This window comes from Chryseobacterium sp. PTM-20240506, assembly GCF_048296755.1.
GTDB lineage: Bacteria > Bacteroidota > Bacteroidia > Flavobacteriales > Weeksellaceae > Chryseobacterium > Chryseobacterium proteolyticum.
Window position 1 is genome coordinate 2,871,118 of the sequence record NZ_CP182581.1, and the last position, 16,060, is coordinate 2,887,177.

At 37.1% G+C, this 16,060-nt stretch carries 11 protein-coding genes; 4 read left to right on the forward strand and 7 right to left on the reverse strand.

Translation table 11 applies throughout. The features are described from left to right. From ACNFU2_RS12685 to ACNFU2_RS12710, 6 genes are all read right to left on the reverse strand, one after another. Positions 1-390: a hypothetical protein gene (locus ACNFU2_RS12685; protein WP_306612980.1), complete on the reverse strand. Its 390-nt coding sequence runs from the start codon at positions 388-390 to the stop codon at positions 1-3. Between the two features lie 356 nt (positions 391-746). Continuing rightward, positions 747-1,682 carry a 2-hydroxyacid dehydrogenase gene (locus ACNFU2_RS12690; RefSeq protein ID WP_273649977.1) on the reverse strand — a complete coding sequence of 312 codons (936 nt, stop codon included), beginning with the start codon at positions 1,680-1,682 and terminating at the stop codon, positions 747-749. 171 nt (positions 1,683-1,853) lie between these two features. Next, positions 1,854-2,378 carry an acyl-CoA thioesterase gene (locus tag ACNFU2_RS12695; protein WP_273649979.1) on the reverse strand — a complete coding sequence of 175 codons (525 nt, stop codon included), beginning with the start codon at positions 2,376-2,378 and terminating at the stop codon, positions 1,854-1,856. Further along, entirely contained in the window at positions 2,363-3,115 is a 753-nt protein-coding gene (locus ACNFU2_RS12700; protein WP_273649981.1) for a hypothetical protein, read from the reverse strand. Before ACNFU2_RS12700 ends, ACNFU2_RS12695 begins: the two co-directional genes overlap by 16 nt. A 152-nt stretch (positions 3,116-3,267) precedes the next feature. Further along, on the reverse strand, positions 3,268-5,379 hold the full coding sequence (locus ACNFU2_RS12705) for a TonB-dependent receptor (RefSeq protein ID WP_306612983.1): 2,112 nt from the start codon (positions 5,377-5,379) through the stop codon (positions 3,268-3,270). 210 nt (positions 5,380-5,589) lie between these two features. Next, positions 5,590-6,363, reverse strand: a complete 774-nt coding sequence (locus ACNFU2_RS12710) for a WG repeat-containing protein (protein ID WP_172281210.1) — start codon at positions 6,361-6,363, stop codon at positions 5,590-5,592. Between the two features lie 121 nt (positions 6,364-6,484). Between ACNFU2_RS12710 and ACNFU2_RS12715 the strand changes: the two genes are divergently transcribed. The 4 genes from ACNFU2_RS12715 to ACNFU2_RS12730 all read left to right on the forward strand — a co-directional run bounded on the left by ACNFU2_RS12715 (position 6,485) and on the right by ACNFU2_RS12730 (position 13,159). Then, positions 6,485-6,628, forward strand: coding sequence for a hypothetical protein (locus ACNFU2_RS12715; RefSeq protein WP_172281212.1), 144 nt, complete (start codon positions 6,485-6,487; stop codon positions 6,626-6,628). 181 nt (positions 6,629-6,809) lie between these two features. Beyond that, on the forward strand, positions 6,810-9,590 hold the full coding sequence (locus ACNFU2_RS12720; RefSeq protein WP_172281214.1) for a bifunctional aconitate hydratase 2/2-methylisocitrate dehydratase: 2,781 nt from the start codon (positions 6,810-6,812) through the stop codon (positions 9,588-9,590). Positions 9,591-9,907: 317 nt separating this feature from the next. Then, complete coding sequence (locus tag ACNFU2_RS12725; protein WP_418121947.1) at positions 9,908-12,175, forward strand: aconitate hydratase; 2,268 nt, start codon at positions 9,908-9,910, stop codon at positions 12,173-12,175. Between the two features lie 150 nt (positions 12,176-12,325). Next, positions 12,326-13,159, forward strand: a complete 834-nt coding sequence (locus tag ACNFU2_RS12730) for a DUF5694 domain-containing protein (RefSeq protein ID WP_273649988.1) — start codon at positions 12,326-12,328, stop codon at positions 13,157-13,159. Between the two features lie 75 nt (positions 13,160-13,234). On the opposite strand, the gene ACNFU2_RS12735 is transcribed toward ACNFU2_RS12730, so the two are convergent. Continuing rightward, positions 13,235-15,991 (reverse strand): TonB-dependent receptor plug domain-containing protein, encoded by a 2,757-nt coding sequence (locus tag ACNFU2_RS12735; protein WP_273649990.1) that lies wholly within the window; start codon positions 15,989-15,991, stop codon positions 13,235-13,237. Positions 15,992-16,060: the final 69 nt, after the last annotated feature.

Genomic DNA, 16,060 nt, shown 5'->3' on the forward strand with positions numbered 1-16,060 from the left:
TTATTCTTTCAGCACCTTAAAAGTACAGAATTTAACTCCTGTACCAGAAAGATTATCTATGATCACTTTATTTCCATCTGTCCCTTTAATAACTAATTTAGACACAACTCCTTCACTTGTCGTACAGTGAAAGGCGCCATCTCTAAATTCGTAAGTTCCGGAAAATGTTCCATTAGGTGCAGAAGTTGAAAATGTCTGATCTTCATTAAACTGAATATACCAGCCCTTACCATCAGCTGGTAAAAATTGTTCTCCCAGCCTTGGTATCGAATACTCTTTAACAATCCACTTTCCCTGATAATTCGATTGTATCGCACTTGTTTCTTGATTTGATATGGTATCATTACTCTCAACAGTGCAAAAGTTGAAAGAAAATAAGACTAATACCATCGGTAAAAATAACTTTTTCATAATCTGTATTTTGGTTAATTCGCTGTAATTATTAAACAAAATGACTCAATTCAATTAATAATTTAAGTTAGAATAGCATAATAAAAATAAATTATTTATATTCAAATAGCTGATTATCAGAAACTTAAATTAACATTCACTAATGTAGTTATTTTTTTCAAGGAGGTCACTAATTATACAGCTATTTGAAAAGCCTTTGTGAAAAATCTGTAAAAAATCGTGTAGCCATGGACATATGACAGCCTATGATATTTGTCAGTTTTATTCTTTTTACAGTATATTGATAATAAAAAAGTGCTATCAATTGATAGCACTTTTTTATTATTGTTTTACTCTTAACCAGCGAACCTAGCGACAATCTTATCCACAATAACCTGGGCCAATTTTTCTTTGCTTTGATGCGTCCATCCCGCTATATGCGGTGTTACAATTACTTTTTCTGATTCCAGCAGATATTGCAGGTCTTCATTTTCCCCTGCCTCTAAGTTTTCAAAAGAAGATTTCTCATACTCTAATACGTCAAGACATGCCCCTTTTACTTTCCCAGCTTTTAAAGCCTCAACTAAACTTTTCGTTTCTATATTTTTCCCTCTTGCCGTATTTATAAAATAGAAATCATTTTTCATATCGGAAATGAACGGTCCATCGATCAGATAATAAGATTCGTCGGTCAAGGGAATATGTAAGCTTAAAACTTCAGCCCTTTCCTTCAGGTCTTTTAAAGAAACCTGTGTAGCGTATTCATCAGAAAGACCGGGTAAAATATCATGGAAAATCACAGTACAGCCAAAACCGGAAAGTCTTTTAGCAGTCGCCTTCCCCATATTTCCATAACCAATCAGCCCAACAGTTTTTCCTAGCAATTCGTCACCTCTGTTTTCTTCGCGCAGCCAAATTCCGTTTTTCACTTCCTGGGAAGCTATAAACAGGCGATTCATAAGAATCAGCAACATTCCTACAACATGCTCTGCCACGGAGTCCCTGTTTCCTTCCGGGGAGTTAATCAGCTGAATTTCCAACTTTTCAGCGGCGGGAATATCAATATTCTCCATTCCTGCTCCTACTCTTGCAATGAACTTCAGCTTTTTCCCTTTTTCAAGGAAGTGCTTATCCAAAGGAATCCTGCTTCTTATAATCACACCGTCATAATGATGAATTTTTTTACAAACCTCATCATAAGAAGACGTAAAGTCTTCTTCCAGGATAAAATTTTTTGCGAGAAGCTGCTCCGTGATAAGGGGATGATTTTTATCTAAAAGAAGGATTTTCATAATATTTAAACACTGATGACACAAATTTTATTAACCAATAACACCAATTAGAATCACTGTGTATGCAATTCCGAATATTTCATTCTCAGAAATACCTGCTTTCATAATTTTTGATCATATGTTGGCAAAAATCAGTGGTCAAGTTTGTACCAACCACTTGTTTACTCGTATTTATTTCGGTTCCTGGAAAAGCTTTTTAAGCTCCACCGATTCCAGAGGTTTCATTCTACCGGAAAGAATCAATGAAAGTTCTTTTCTACGAAAAGCAGCAGCAAACCTTTCTTTTTCTTCTTCTGTTTCAGGAATCATTTCAGGAATAGGAATCGGACGATTAAATTCATCCACTGCAACAAACGTATAAATACCTGCATTGGTATGCATTTTCTTTTGATTGATGGGATCATCCAACCAAACATCAACATACACCTCCATGGAAGTAGAAAATGCCCTTGAAACTTTTGATTCCAGAACAACTACTCCACCTTCAGGAATAGGATGATTGAAAGAAACATGGTTTACGGATGCTGTCACTACTCTTCTTTCACAATGTCTTGCAGCCGAAATTGAGGCACACCGATCCATTTTTGCCAAAAGCTCTCCACCAAAAAGGTTTCTTAAAGAATTTGTTTCATTGGGAAGAACAATATTAGTCATAATCGTCAGGGATTCCGACGCCTTTTTTATTTTTTTTGCCATGTTGCCTTAGTGTTGTTTTGAGTGTTTTTAAGGTTTGCTCCTTTTTCAATCTGCTTTGGTAAAGAATCTTTTTTCAGGGAATCTAAAGTTTTCATCTGAACAGAATCTTTTTTAATCTTTACCGTGTCTTTTACTATTCTTCTTGTTTTTGTCTGTACAGAAACACTATCGAATGATTTTTTCCCAAACAATAGTTCCTGCTGTGAGAATGCTACATACAAAATTCCTAAAACAGGAATAATGAACAGAAAGATCCAAAGAATGGATTTATTAAATTTATAATCGCTCTCTTTATTTTCTGAAACCAAAGGCTTCTGTGCACTATTAATATCCGAAAGCCTGATCTCTTCCAGGCCATAATATTCAGGATGGTTGGACTCCAGTCTTTTTCCTTTGAAATGGGGCTCACCATCTTCAATAAAAATTGTTCCCAGATTCTGAATTTCCAAAATCTGATCCGCCTGGAGTTTTTTCTTCCAGAAATCAGTCTGAATTTGCAATTCATTCTGTGCAGACTCAATTGAAATTTGTTTTTGACTACTTATAAAGGATACCAGTTCTTCTGATTCCACCTCATAATCTGATGCAAAGGCTATCTGACTGGAGGGAGGAAGTATACTTCCGTTTTCAGAATTAATAATCGCTTTTGAGTTCTCCAGAGAAAACACGCCAAACGCTGGAACTGTAACAGAACCAAATTGTTTCAGATATTCTAGAATGTAAGCTGAAATATTCATCTGGCAGCAAATTTATAACTTTTTCAGGACTTTTTATGACATTTATTTGGATAAAAAAAGACTGCCTGAGCAGCCTTATCATGTATAATTTCCAAGTTTAGATATCTTTTTTGCATATTTCAAAAAAAACAGCAACTATTTTTACATTATTCTTATTGTATTTTCCAACTTATTCCAAACATAAAATTAATTCCCGCTTGTGAAAAATAATACGGCTCACCGCCATACACAGCACCGTTATTGACATATTTTTTATTGAAAATATTATTAACCAAAAGCTTTAAAGCAATATCATTGTTGGCAATCCTGAGCTGATATTGTGCATTAAAATCGGTAAGAAAGTAATCCTTAAGCTGTAAATTCGGATCTTCAGTGTTATCAAGATATTGTTTTCCGACATATTGATTCATCAATGAAAACTGGAAATTTTTATCAGGATTAAATTTTAATCCCAGATTAGCAACAACATCTGGAGAGAACGAGATCTGTGTATTTCCCAATTCTTTAACAACCGCTTTATTTTCTATTTTAAAGTCCTGGTTCCTGTTTTGACTTAAACTAACATTCCCTGAAATCTCCCATTGCTTTGAAACTTTTGCGACTGCCCCTATCTCGATACCTCTCCTATAGCTTTCACCCGAATTTGTACGGATAAAAGCTCCAACATTATTCAGTTCTCCGTTAAGCACCAGCTGATTTACATAATACATATAATACAAATTAGCCGTCAATGAAATAATACCAAGCTGTTTTTCAAACCCTGCTTCGAAATCATGAAGCTTTTCAGCTTTTACTTCATTATTGGCAATAAGATCGTCCCGGTTCGGTTCCCGTTGAGCATGTGCATAGGATAAAAATATTTTACCATTTCCTATTCTGTAGTTTATCCCTGCTTTCGGATTGAAGAACAACCAGTTTTTCTTGATATTAGCACCTTCATCATCACCTTCCAATAAAATCTTTGTATCGTAGTCAATATTTCTAAGCTGCAAATCTCCAAAGAACTCAAAATCATTGACCCTAAACAAAGCTTTTGCAAATCCTGCCACCTCATTTTTTACCGAACGCCCTCTGTAATACTCATGCTCATCAATAGGAAAGAACACACCCGTCACATTCCCATAATGTCTTCCATAGTACTGATTTGCCACGGCACCGAAATTAAGATCCAGGTTTTCGTATTTTCCGTAAAGGGTTGAAACAATTCCGTAAAAATCATTGTTCAGCCATTTCTTTCTGATAAAATCTGATGTTTCTATGGTCTGCCCTCCTTCTATGATATTGGGTAAATTATACCTTGAAAACGGATCTCCCTGCTTATAATTTTCATAATACCCTTTTCCTTTGGTATAATGCAAAGTTGTCTCTAAATTCCAATGATCATTAAACCCCTGTTCCCATAATAACTGATAATGATTTTGCCTGTAGTTATCAGTTTCATTATTGTAAAAACCTGTGATATTCCCATCAGCGCCATAAATTGCACCTGAATAATTAAACTTCGGATCTGTCTCCCATGTTTTCCTGTCTATCCCGTTCCAGGCCTGATATGTTTTCTCCTTCCCTCCAAAAGCCATCAGACGAACCCTTGTTTTTCCTTCTTCAAATAAGGCAGTGAAATTATAAGAATCTAATCTTGATGAAGCCCTGTCAATATATCCGTCAGAACTGATGTGGGTATACCTACCCATCAATGACAGACGATTATTCCAAAACTTTCCGGAACCTACCTCAGCAGAATATTTATAGGTATTAAAAGACCCGTAACTGTCATCTGTTTTTACATAAAACTTATCTTCCGGATCTTTGGATATAACATTGATACTCGCACCGAAAGCCGAAACCCCATTATTGGAAGTTCCTACTCCTCTCTGAATCACAATCTGTGATGCCGAGCTTGTCAAATCCGGGACATTCACAAAAAAAGTACCCTGGCTCTCCGAATCGTTAAACGGAACTCCATTCATCATAACATTTATTCCCCTTCCAGCAACTCCACGAATTCTAAAACCAGTATATCCCACCCCGTTTCCGGCATCTGAAGTGGAAATTACAGAAGTCTGATTTTTTAAAAGTATGGGAAGATCCTGTCCGAGGTTCCTGCTGTCCAGGTCTCTTTGTACATTAATGATCTCCTTTGCAACGGGAAGTCTCCTGGTAAAATTAACCGCTTCAATTTCCTTGATTTTTAAGGAATCTGTATTTTGGGTTTGGGAGAAAGCCATTGAACTGGCAGTAAGCCCTAAAAAAAATAATCCTTTCATTCTATAAATTTTAAAATTTAATGAATAAAAGGGGATCAATAAGATATTATACAATTCCGGCAAAAGCCGGAGCGTCCCTAAACAGCATTACCTGTTCCAGGTTCAGTGGGTATAATCTCAGCCTGTAAAAGCACCCCTTTATTTCAGCCGCGAAATTACAAAAAATATATGAGATGGGAGAGGCATGTGGATACCCGGGGCTCACATTGCTTAGTACGCTTTATTCTTCGAATCTATATAATAATAGTTTGTTCCATCTTTTGTTACTTCAAACATCTTTCCCAATTTCCAACTGAAATTTCTTTTAATATTGGAATACTCAAAAGGGATCACAATTTTATTATGAACATCAATTACTCCAAAGCGGTCATTATGAGAAGCGACGATCATAGGATCAGAAACATCATCTCCTTCCATGATATGCAGATATTCATATTGAGGATAGATCTGATATTCTCTGTAATCAGCAGCATTCATAAATTTTGAAGGTTCAATAATTCCGTAAAAGCCATTTAAAATATAGGCCTGATATTGTTGCTGTTTAAATTCCATCTTACATTGTCCCAGATCGGAATTTTTGTACTGATATACTCTTTTTCCGGTCTGATCTATTCTATAAGAAATCAGATCTTTTTCAACTGTAGCATATTCTTTTGTTCCGAATTTTCTGACCTTTTCATTAGGGGAATACAGTAAATTACAGTCTTCAGCAAAAAAAACAGCTATATGGTATTCAGGCTGAATAATGAATTTTCCTTTTTGGTTGACATAACCGAATTTGCCATCCTTCTTTTGTGGAATCAGAACAGGAATCTCGTCATTAATAACAACCAGATCGGGATTGATTTTTGGTTCGGATGCTTTTTTAACAACCGCTTTGGAAACTTTTTTAACCGGATATTTTTTCACAGATTTAGCCTGTGAAAAAACAAAAATCGAAATAAAAAGGGATAGCAGACCCATTACATTTTTCACTTTCATCATTTATTTTTTGCAAAAGTACAGCCAAAATAGAAAATATAAAAATCATATTTATAAAGAATCTAAATAATTTCATCCTTATAAAATATTAAAAATTCGTACTTTTGGGAGCATTTTTAAATGTTTGATAATTTTAAAACGTCTTTGGAATACAAGATTTGATATTGACATGATCAGAAAGTTTTCCAACGTTACAAAGAGAGTTTTTGCGGCAAGACAGACTACAGGTAAGCCATTTACACTTTTCGATAAGGTCCTTTATACTTAGCTTTGGCATGAAACATTATCTTTCATTTTATAAAAGCAATGTAGATTGTACTTATTTTAACTGGTCCGTGTTACATATCAAAATGCAAAGCTCAAAAACGGCATATTATGGTTTAATTCTGACTGGTAAGGAAAAGTGGCGTTATCAATCTACCTTTAATTAATATCGAAAAGACTTCTATATGAATAATTATAAGGATTACATCAAAGAGATTGAGGAAAGAAAAAACCAGGGGCTTCATCCAAAGCCGATTGATGGTGCAGAATTGCTAAGCGAAATCATCGCACAAATTAAAGACCCGGCTAATGCAGACCGAGCAGATTCTCTTAAGTTTTTCATCTACAATACCCTTCCGGGAACGACCAGTGCAGCAGGTGTTAAAGCAAAATTTTTAAAAGAAATCATTCTGGGCGAATCTGTGGTAGAGGAGATATCACCTGCATTTGCTTTTGAGCTTCTATCTCACATGAAAGGTGGACCTTCGATTGAAGTACTCCTTGATCTTGCTTTAGGAAATGATATTTCTATCGCAAAAGAAGCAGCAAACGTTCTTAAAACACAGGTTTTCCTATATGACGCAGATACCAACCGTCTGAAAGAAGCATTCAATAATGGTAATGAAATCGCACAGGAAATTGTTGAAAGCTATGCAAAAGCTGAGTTTTTCACAAAATTACCAGAGATTGCTGACGAAATCAAGATTGTTACTTATATTGCCGGTGAAGGTGACATCTCAACAGACTTACTTTCTCCGGGTAACCAGGCTCACTCCAGATCTGACCGTGAGCTTCATGGTAAGTGTATGATCACGCCTCAGGCACAGGAAGAAATCAAAGCTCTGCAGGCACAGCATCCTGACAAAAGCGTAATGCTTATTGCAGAAAAAGGTACTATGGGTGTAGGTTCTTCAAGAATGTCCGGAGTAAATAATGTGGCTTTATGGACAGGTAAGCAGGCAAGTCCATATGTACCGTTTGTAAATATTGCCCCGATCGTTGGAGGTACAAATGGTATTTCTCCCATATTCCTTACAACCGTAGATGTTACAGGAGGTATAGGTATCGACCTTAAAAACTGGGTGAAAAAACTGGATGAAAATGGCAATCCTCTTCGTAATGAAAATGGTGAGCCAATCCTTGAGGAAGCCTATTCTGTAGCTACAGGAACTGTACTTACAATCAACATTAAAGAGAAAAAATTATATAAAGGTGATCAGGAGCTTATTGATATTTCGAAGGCTCTCACACCTCAGAAAATGGAGTTTATTAAAGCCGGAGGCTCATATGCCATTGTTTTTGGTAAAAAACTTCAAACATTCGCTGCACAACTTTTAGGAATAGAAACTCCTCTTGTTTTTGCTCCTTCAAAAGAAATTTCCCATGAAGGGCAAGGCCTTACGGCAGTAGAAAAAATATTCAACAGAAATGCTGTTGGAACAACACCAGGTAAAGTATTACATGCAGGTTCTGATGTTCGTGTACAGGTAAATATCGTTGGATCACAAGATACAACAGGTCTTATGACTTCTCAGGAACTTGAGTCGATGGCGGCTACAGTGATCTCTCCGGTAGTAGATGGTGCATATCAATCAGGATGTCATACCGCTTCAGTATGGGATAAAAAAGCTCAGGCAAACATTCCTAAACTTATGAAGTTCATGAACGAGTTCGGATTGATTACAGCCCGTGATCCTAAAGGTGAATATCATGCAATGACCGATGTAATTCATAAAGTTCTTAATGATATCACGGTAGACGAATGGGCAATTATCATCGGTGGTGATTCTCACACGAGAATGTCTAAAGGTGTTGCTTTCGGGGCTGACTCTGGAACAGTAGCCCTTGCCTTAGCCACAGGTGAAGCATCTATGCCGATTCCTGAATCTGTAAAAGTTACCTTTAAAGGAAACATGAAAGAACACATGGATTTCCGTGATGTGGTTCATGCAACACAAGCTCAGATGCTGAAACAATTCGGTGGAGAAAATGTGTTCCAGGGTAGAATTATTGAAGTCCACATCGGAACTCTTCCTGCTGATCAAGCATTTACCTTTACAGACTGGACTGCTGAAATGAAAGCAAAAGCATCCATCAACATTTCTGAAGACAATACCCTGATCGAATCATTGGAAATCGCAAAAAGCAGAATCCAGATTATGATCGATAAAGGAATGGATAATAAAAATCAGGTTCTTCAGGGATTGATCAATAAAGCAAACAAAAGAATTGCAGAGATCAGATCCGGGGAAAAACCGGCTTTAACTCCTGATGCGAATGCTAAATATTACGCTGAAGTTGTTGTAGATCTTGATGTTATTGTAGAGCCGATGATCGCTGACCCTGACGTAAACAATGAAGACGTTTCCAAAAGATATACACATGATACCATCAGAGCTCTTTCTTATTACGGAGGAGAGAAAAAGGTAGATCTTGGATTTGTAGGATCATGTATGGTTCATAAAGGAGATTTAAAAATTGTTTCCCAAATGCTAAGAAACCTTGAAAAACAGCAAGGTAAAGTAGAATTTAATGCTCCTCTTGTAGTAGCTGCTCCCACTTATAACATAATTGATGAACTTAAAGCTGAAGGGGATTGGGAACTACTGGAAAAATATTCTGCCTTCGAATTTGATGATAATGCTCCTAAGGGAGAAGCCCGTGTAGAATATAAAAACGTAATGTACCTTGAACGTCCGGGATGTAACCTTTGCATGGGTAATCAGGAAAAAGCAGCTAAAGGAGATACTGTACTGGCAACTTCTACCCGTCTTTTTCAGGGAAGAGTAGTTGAAGATTCAGAACGTAAAAAAGGAGAATCTCTGCTTGCATCAACACCTGTTGTCGTTCTATCTTCTATCATTGGAAGAATTCCTAATATAGATGAATATAAAGCAGCAGTTGAAGGTATTGACCTTACTAAATTTGCTCCACCTATTAAAGAACTTGTTCAGGTTGGTCATTAAGAGCTTGAAATAATAAGTCGAAAGACTCTTTTATATAATAATTTAAGAAAGGTTTCAATCTATTGGATTGAAACCTTTCTTTTTTATTTAGAATCTTTCCATTTAAGAGTGAATAGAATTATTTTAACCTAGGTCAACAGCTCAAAATTTATTTTTTCCTTAACTTGATAGGTATTAAAAATAGTAATGATTCATCTTATTTATGCCATTTTTGGAAGGTAGGAATAGTATTTGATGATTTGCAATCGAAGAATTTCCGCTTCTTATTTTTAAATTAAATCCGGAAAAAAAATTGAAAAAGAAAAATTAAAATAGATATGACTTTCGACATTGATATGATCAAAAAGGTGTACGAGCGTTACCCTGAAAGAATTGCTGCGGCAAGACAAATCGTTGGAAAACCTCTTACACTTTCTGAAAAAATCTTATACACCCACCTTTGGGAAGGAAATGCAACTACAGCACATGAAAGAGGAAGCTCTTACGTAGATTTTGCTCCAGATAGAGTAGCTATGCAGGATGCAACAGCACAAATGGCACTTTTACAGTTCATGCAAGCCGGCAAAGCCAAAGTTGCCGTTCCCTCTACTGCCCATGCGGATCACCTGATCCAGGCCAGAGTAGGTGCAGAAGCAGATTTACAGGAAGGTATTAATAAAAACTCTGAAGTTTTCAACTTTTTGAGTTCTGTTTGTGATAAATATGGAATCGGTTTCTGGAAACCTGGAGCCGGTATTATCCACCAGGTAGTACTGGAAAATTACGCCTTCCCTGGCGGTATGATGATTGGTACTGATTCGCATACGGTAAATGCAGGAGGACTTGGGATGGTAGCCATCGGAGTAGGTGGTGCTGATGCTGTAGACGTAATGGCAGGAATGGCATGGGAGCTTAAAATGCCTAAGTTAATCGGTGTAAAATTAACCGGTAAAATGAGTGGCTGGACTTCTGCAAAAGATGTGATCTTAAAAGTAGCAGGAATTCTTACTGTAAAAGGAGGAACCGGATGCATCGTGGAATATTTCGGAGAAGGAGCAGAATCTCTTTCTGCAACAGGTAAAGGAACCATCTGTAATATGGGAGCTGAAATTGGAGCTACCACTTCTACTTTCGGGTATGATGACTCCATGAGAAGATATCTGGCTGCTACAGGAAGACAGGATGTTGTGGATGCTGCTGATAAAATTGCTGAACACCTTACTGGTGACGCCGAAGTATATGCAAATCCTGAACAATATTTTGATCAGGTAATTGAAATCAATCTTTCTGAGCTGGCTCCGCACTTAAACGGACCATTTACTCCAGATTTAGCAACTCCTGTTTCTGAGTTCAGAGCAAAGGCAGAAGCTAACGGATGGCCTTTAGAGGTTGAATGGGCACTGATCGGTTCTTGTACCAATTCGTCTTATGAGGATTTGTCAAGAGCTGCTTCTATTGTTGAAGATGCTGTAGCAAAAGGAGTAAAACCTAAAGCTATTTTGGGTATCAATCCGGGATCTGAGCAGGTGAAATTCACTGCAGAAAGAGACGGTTTCTTAAATTCATTCAGAAAATTTGAAAACGCAAGAATCTTTACAAATGCCTGTGGACCTTGTATAGGGCAATGGGACAGAGAGGGAGCTGATAAAGGAGAGAAAAACTCTATTATTCACTCTTTCAACAGGAACTTTGCAAAAAGAGCGGACGGTAACCCGAATACGCATGCTTTCGTAGCTTCACCGGAAATGGTAGCTGCTGTAGCAATTTCAGGAAGACTGGACTTTAATCCTATTACCGATACGCTTACTGCAGAAAATGGAGATCAGGTTAAACTAGACGAACCGAAAGGATCTGAGCTACCGGCAAAAGGGTTTGCTGTAGATGACAATGGGTATCAGGCTCCATCTGAAGATGGTTCTTCAGTGGTAGTAAAAGTAAGCCCTACATCAGACAGACTTCAGTTATTAGAAGAATTCCCTGCATGGGATGGTAAAAATATTACAGGAGCTAAAGTTTTAATCAAGGCTTTTGGAAAATGTACAACCGACCACATTTCTATGGCTGGACCATGGTTAAAATATAGAGGACACCTTGATAATATTTCCAATAACATGTTAATCGGAGCAGTAAATGCTTATAATATGGAAACAAACCATGTTAAAAACGAATTAACGGGTGAATACGGGGAAGTTCCGGCTGTTCAAAGAGCTTATAAAGCGGCAGGTATTCCTACCATCGTTGTGGGTGACCAGAATTATGGTGAAGGATCATCAAGAGAACACGCAGCAATGGAGCCGAGACATCTTGGTGTAAAAGCAGTATTGGTAAAATCATTTGCAAGAATCCACGAAACCAACCTTAAAAAACAAGGGATGCTGGGATTAACTTTCGCTAATGAGGCAGATTATGATAAAATCCAGGAAGACGACAATGTTAACTTCTTAGATTTAGATCAGTTTGCTCCCGGAAAACAATTAACACTGGAATTTGTACATGCTGACGGAACCAAGGATATTATTATGGCTAACCACACCTATAATGATCAACAAATCGACTGGTTCAAAGCTGGTTCAGCATTGAATCTTATTAAACAGCAAGAGGCATAAATTTATTTATGCCCCGATAATAAAAAAACATCCCGGTCGGGATGTTTTTTTATTATCTATATGTATACTTTATATGATAACCTTCAATTTTTATAGGAATATGTAATAAATCTATATAATAAGTTGTTTTAATAATAGTAATAAAATATCATGAAAACACTTCTTTACACTCTTCTATTATTTTCCTGCTTTGTTCAGGCCCAAAAAAAACCATCAGATTTCTTCCCTTCCCCCAAAACAAAAGTATTAGTAGTTGGTTCATTCCATTTTGATTATCCTAATCTGGATGCCCACAAAATCAAAAAACAGGACCAGATCGATGTACTATCTCCTAAAACATCCAAAGAGGTTATCGATCTGGTAAATTATATTAAGAAGTTCAGGCCAACAAAGATTGCTATTGAAGCTTCACCCGAATGGAACGCCAATCAAAAACTCAAAGAGTATAATGAAGGAAAACACCATGATAAAAGAGACGAACGATACCAGCTTGCCATGAGAATTGCCAATGAACTGAAGATCAATGAACTATTCAGTGTAGACGCCTCTTCCGTATTAGAAGACCTTATGGAAAAGTTTGGAAAGACTGACTCACTGTATTTTAAGAAACTTACAGAGGGATATGATTATAAAAGTGACGACCCTATTTCTCAAAACTTTACTGATTTCTATAATCATTCAGAAGCAAAAAACTTTAGCTCACTTATGAACACCTTCCAATATCTTAACAGCAAAGAATATCACGAATATGGATATGGCGCTTATCTGAGTGGAGATTTTAAATTAAGGGATTATGACGGAGCTGATGTACTTGCCATGAACTGGTATAGCAGGAATCTGAGAATATTCCGTAATATACAGAATATTCCGCATCAGAGTGACGACAGAATTCTAGTAATCATAGGAAACGGACATGCAGCAGTCCTCAGACAACTTTTAACCTGCTCTGCAGAATATGAATTCACAGAATTTTCTTCTTTATAAATATAAAGGCAGAGATTTAAGTTGAAATCTCTGCCTTTATTTATATGGCTTTATGCTTCAAAGCTTCCAGAGCATTTAAAACTTAAATTCTACCCTTGCAAACAGAAATCGCCCTCCAATACCGTATTGGGAAACCTGTCTGGAGTATACAAACTGATTATCTGCTGTCAGGGAATTGATTAGTGGATTTTTAGAAGGCATCACATTGAATATATTGTTACTTCCAATGGTTGCAGATATATTTTTACTGAAGTCATAGCCTACTGAAAGATCTGTTACAAAACGATTATTCAATACAAAGTGTTCCTGTTTTCCTACTACACCATCAAAATTAGCATCCAATACATCAGCGTCGGTTACTTTTCCAAAGAAAGAATTCCTCAATAAAATATTAAATCCGGAAACTCTAAGATTATTGGATAGAGTTGCTTTTACACGGGGTACAGCTTCTTCAAAGTAAATCCTGTTAGGCTCAGAAAAGTAACTGTCTATCTGGCTAACTAATTTTGGGGAGGCATGAATATTTCCTATTCTTCTGGTCTGATTCAGATTGAGCCCAAAGTTATTTTCCAGGTTAATTCCTGAACCTAAATTGGATGTCTGGGAAATGGTAAGATCAAGCCCTTTGGTTTGGGAATCCACAGCATTCGCAAAAAAGTTGGCGGCACTAGCTCTTGCAAGGTCAAAAGCATTCTGCAGAATCGCCTGATCCGATCCTTCAGGAAAATCTACACCTCTAGTACCTTTAGGCCTGAAAAACAAATCAGTGAGCACTACTCTATCTTTAATTTTAATATAATAAACATCTGCTGTAACCACAAGATTCAAATTTGGAGCTTTCCAAGTAAGTCCTGTACTGTACGACTGGGAGGTTTCCTGTTTCAGTTTTGGAATCCCAAGCGCCTGTGCAGCCTCGGAATTATTCCTAAAAGTTCCTACCTGGGTAGTATTGCCCTGTTGAATTAAGGTTGATGTTGAGCTATAATAGATCTGGGCTAATGAAGGGGCTCTAAAACCTGTAGAAACAGCACCTCTCCAATTAAAATTATCAGCCAACTTCACATTAGTCGCTAGTTTATAATTAAAGGTAGATCCAAAGTCTGAATAGTTTTCATAGCGCAAAGCACCTTCTACCAGCCACCAATCCGTTGGTTCCAGCTCCACATCTACATATCCGGCCACACTATTTCTATTTCCGGAAACAGCATTATCCGGACTAAATCCCGGAAATACCTGGGAACCGGCAGGTCTTGTTACGCCAAAAAAATCAGTCACAAGCTCATTTTTTGGAGTATTTACGGTCACTACATTTCCATAAATATCATAAGAGGCATAAGAATTCTCGTTACCGGCATTCACCTTATAATTTTCATAACGGTATTCCCCTCCAAATGCAATGTTCAGCCCATGCAATACATCATACTTTTTGGAAAAGTCAAGGTTTAGGGTGTTTTGCAAAAACTCAAGTCCACCTGCATCAAATCTTCTTGGAGAGTTGTTGACCAATGAAGAATTAAAAGTATTAACAACTCCAAACTTGAAAGTATTCTTTCCAAAAGTGTTACTGAGATCTATATTCCAGTCATTCCATTTTCCTTTGATCCCAGCTGCATATGAATAATCATTAATGGTAGACTCAATCTGTGGCAGATATCCGTTGGGTGTTATAAAATTGATATTTCTCTCGGTATTAGGCAAACGGAAAAAACCTCCGGCATTCCCCAGCCTGTAGCTATATCCTCCAAAAGAATACACCTTCCAGTCATCATTAATCGGAATTTCCGAATTATAATATACCTGGGCTGATTGTAGTTTCGACTGTCCTGCCCTGATACTGAAGTCTTTCCGTTGAAGTCCTCTATATGCAAGTTCATCATTGGTAACATCCCCTCCTAATAAACCCTGTAAAGTTGAAATGTTATTGGCGTTTGCAATTTTATTCTGTAAATCAGATGAAAAATAATTTACTTTTGTTGCATATTGTTTAATCGTATTGATAATTTGCTGGCTATTGGAAGTATTATTTATATTCTTATAAAGCCCGTCTATATCTATCCCATCTTGAGCAGCCCTGTAGTTAATAGCATTATAGGCATTGTATATATCGCCATTCCTCACACCAGCTCGGGAATAAGGATCCCGGTATTGTGTTGATGTGGTAATATTGAAGAAACCCTGTTTTCCAAGTTTGAATCCATAATTCAGGTCTAAAGAGATGGTTTCTCCATCCAGTCCACCGGAAAAATTGTTGGTAACCGGTGAAGCATATCCTCCCAAAAATAACTGACCGGATAACCCCAATCTTTTTTTAAGACCTAAATTGACAACTCCTGCAATAGCATCAGATCCGTATTGTGCAGAAGCACCATCCCGAAGCACTTCAATTTTATCCAAAGCAAAAGCAGGAATCGCATTAAGATCTGTTCCCACCGAACCCCTACCTGGTGTAAGGGTTACATTGATGAGTGAAGACTGATGCCTTCTTTTCCCATTAAGTAAAACTAAAACCTGATCGGGACCTAAACCCCTCAATTGTGCAGGATCCACAAAATCCGTCCCGTCATTTACAGTATGCGATGTGGAGGAAAAAGAAGGGACAATATAGTTTAGAGCCTGGCTTATATTATTAACCGGGCTTTGTTTCAATATTTTTGAAATGTTAATAACGTCTACTGGAACCGGAGTATCTGTTAATGATCTACCTGATCCTCTTGAACCGAGAAGAACAACCTCATCGATTTTTTTTGATTTTAGAGTATCAGACTGGGCGAAGTAAAACGTCGAAATTAAAGTGGCCGAAGCAATGATACTTCTATTTTTAAAATGGCGCATGTGTTTTATTTTTAAATTTTTGTTATAATTTTTTTGTTTGCTTAAAATTTTAAGCAAAAAGTATCCTGT

Bases quoted from the DNA above. Each gene is read 5' to 3' on its own strand.
- ACNFU2_RS12720 (WP_172281214.1), top strand. From the start codon at position 6,810: ATGAATAATTATAAGGATTACATCAAAGAGATTGAGGAAAGAAAAAAC.
- ACNFU2_RS12735 (WP_273649990.1), bottom strand. From the start codon at position 15,991: ATGCGCCATTTTAAAAATAGAAGTATCATTGCTTCGGCCACTTTAATT.
- ACNFU2_RS12710 (WP_172281210.1), bottom strand. From the start codon at position 6,363: ATGATGAAAGTGAAAAATGTAATGGGTCTGCTATCCCTTTTTATTTCG.
- ACNFU2_RS12705 (WP_306612983.1), bottom strand. From the start codon at position 5,379: ATGAAAGGATTATTTTTTTTAGGGCTTACTGCCAGTTCAATGGCTTTC.
- ACNFU2_RS12690 (WP_273649977.1), bottom strand. From the start codon at position 1,682: ATGAAAATCCTTCTTTTAGATAAAAATCATCCCCTTATCACGGAGCAG.
- ACNFU2_RS12695 (WP_273649979.1), bottom strand. From the start codon at position 2,378: ATGGCAAAAAAAATAAAAAAGGCGTCGGAATCCCTGACGATTATGACT.
- ACNFU2_RS12700 (WP_273649981.1), bottom strand. From the start codon at position 3,115: ATGAATATTTCAGCTTACATTCTAGAATATCTGAAACAATTTGGTTCT.
- ACNFU2_RS12725 (WP_418121947.1), top strand. From the start codon at position 9,908: ATGACTTTCGACATTGATATGATCAAAAAGGTGTACGAGCGTTACCCT.
- ACNFU2_RS12730 (WP_273649988.1), top strand. From the start codon at position 12,326: ATGAAAACACTTCTTTACACTCTTCTATTATTTTCCTGCTTTGTTCAG.
- ACNFU2_RS12685 (WP_306612980.1), bottom strand. From the start codon at position 390: ATGGTATTAGTCTTATTTTCTTTCAACTTTTGCACTGTTGAGAGTAAT.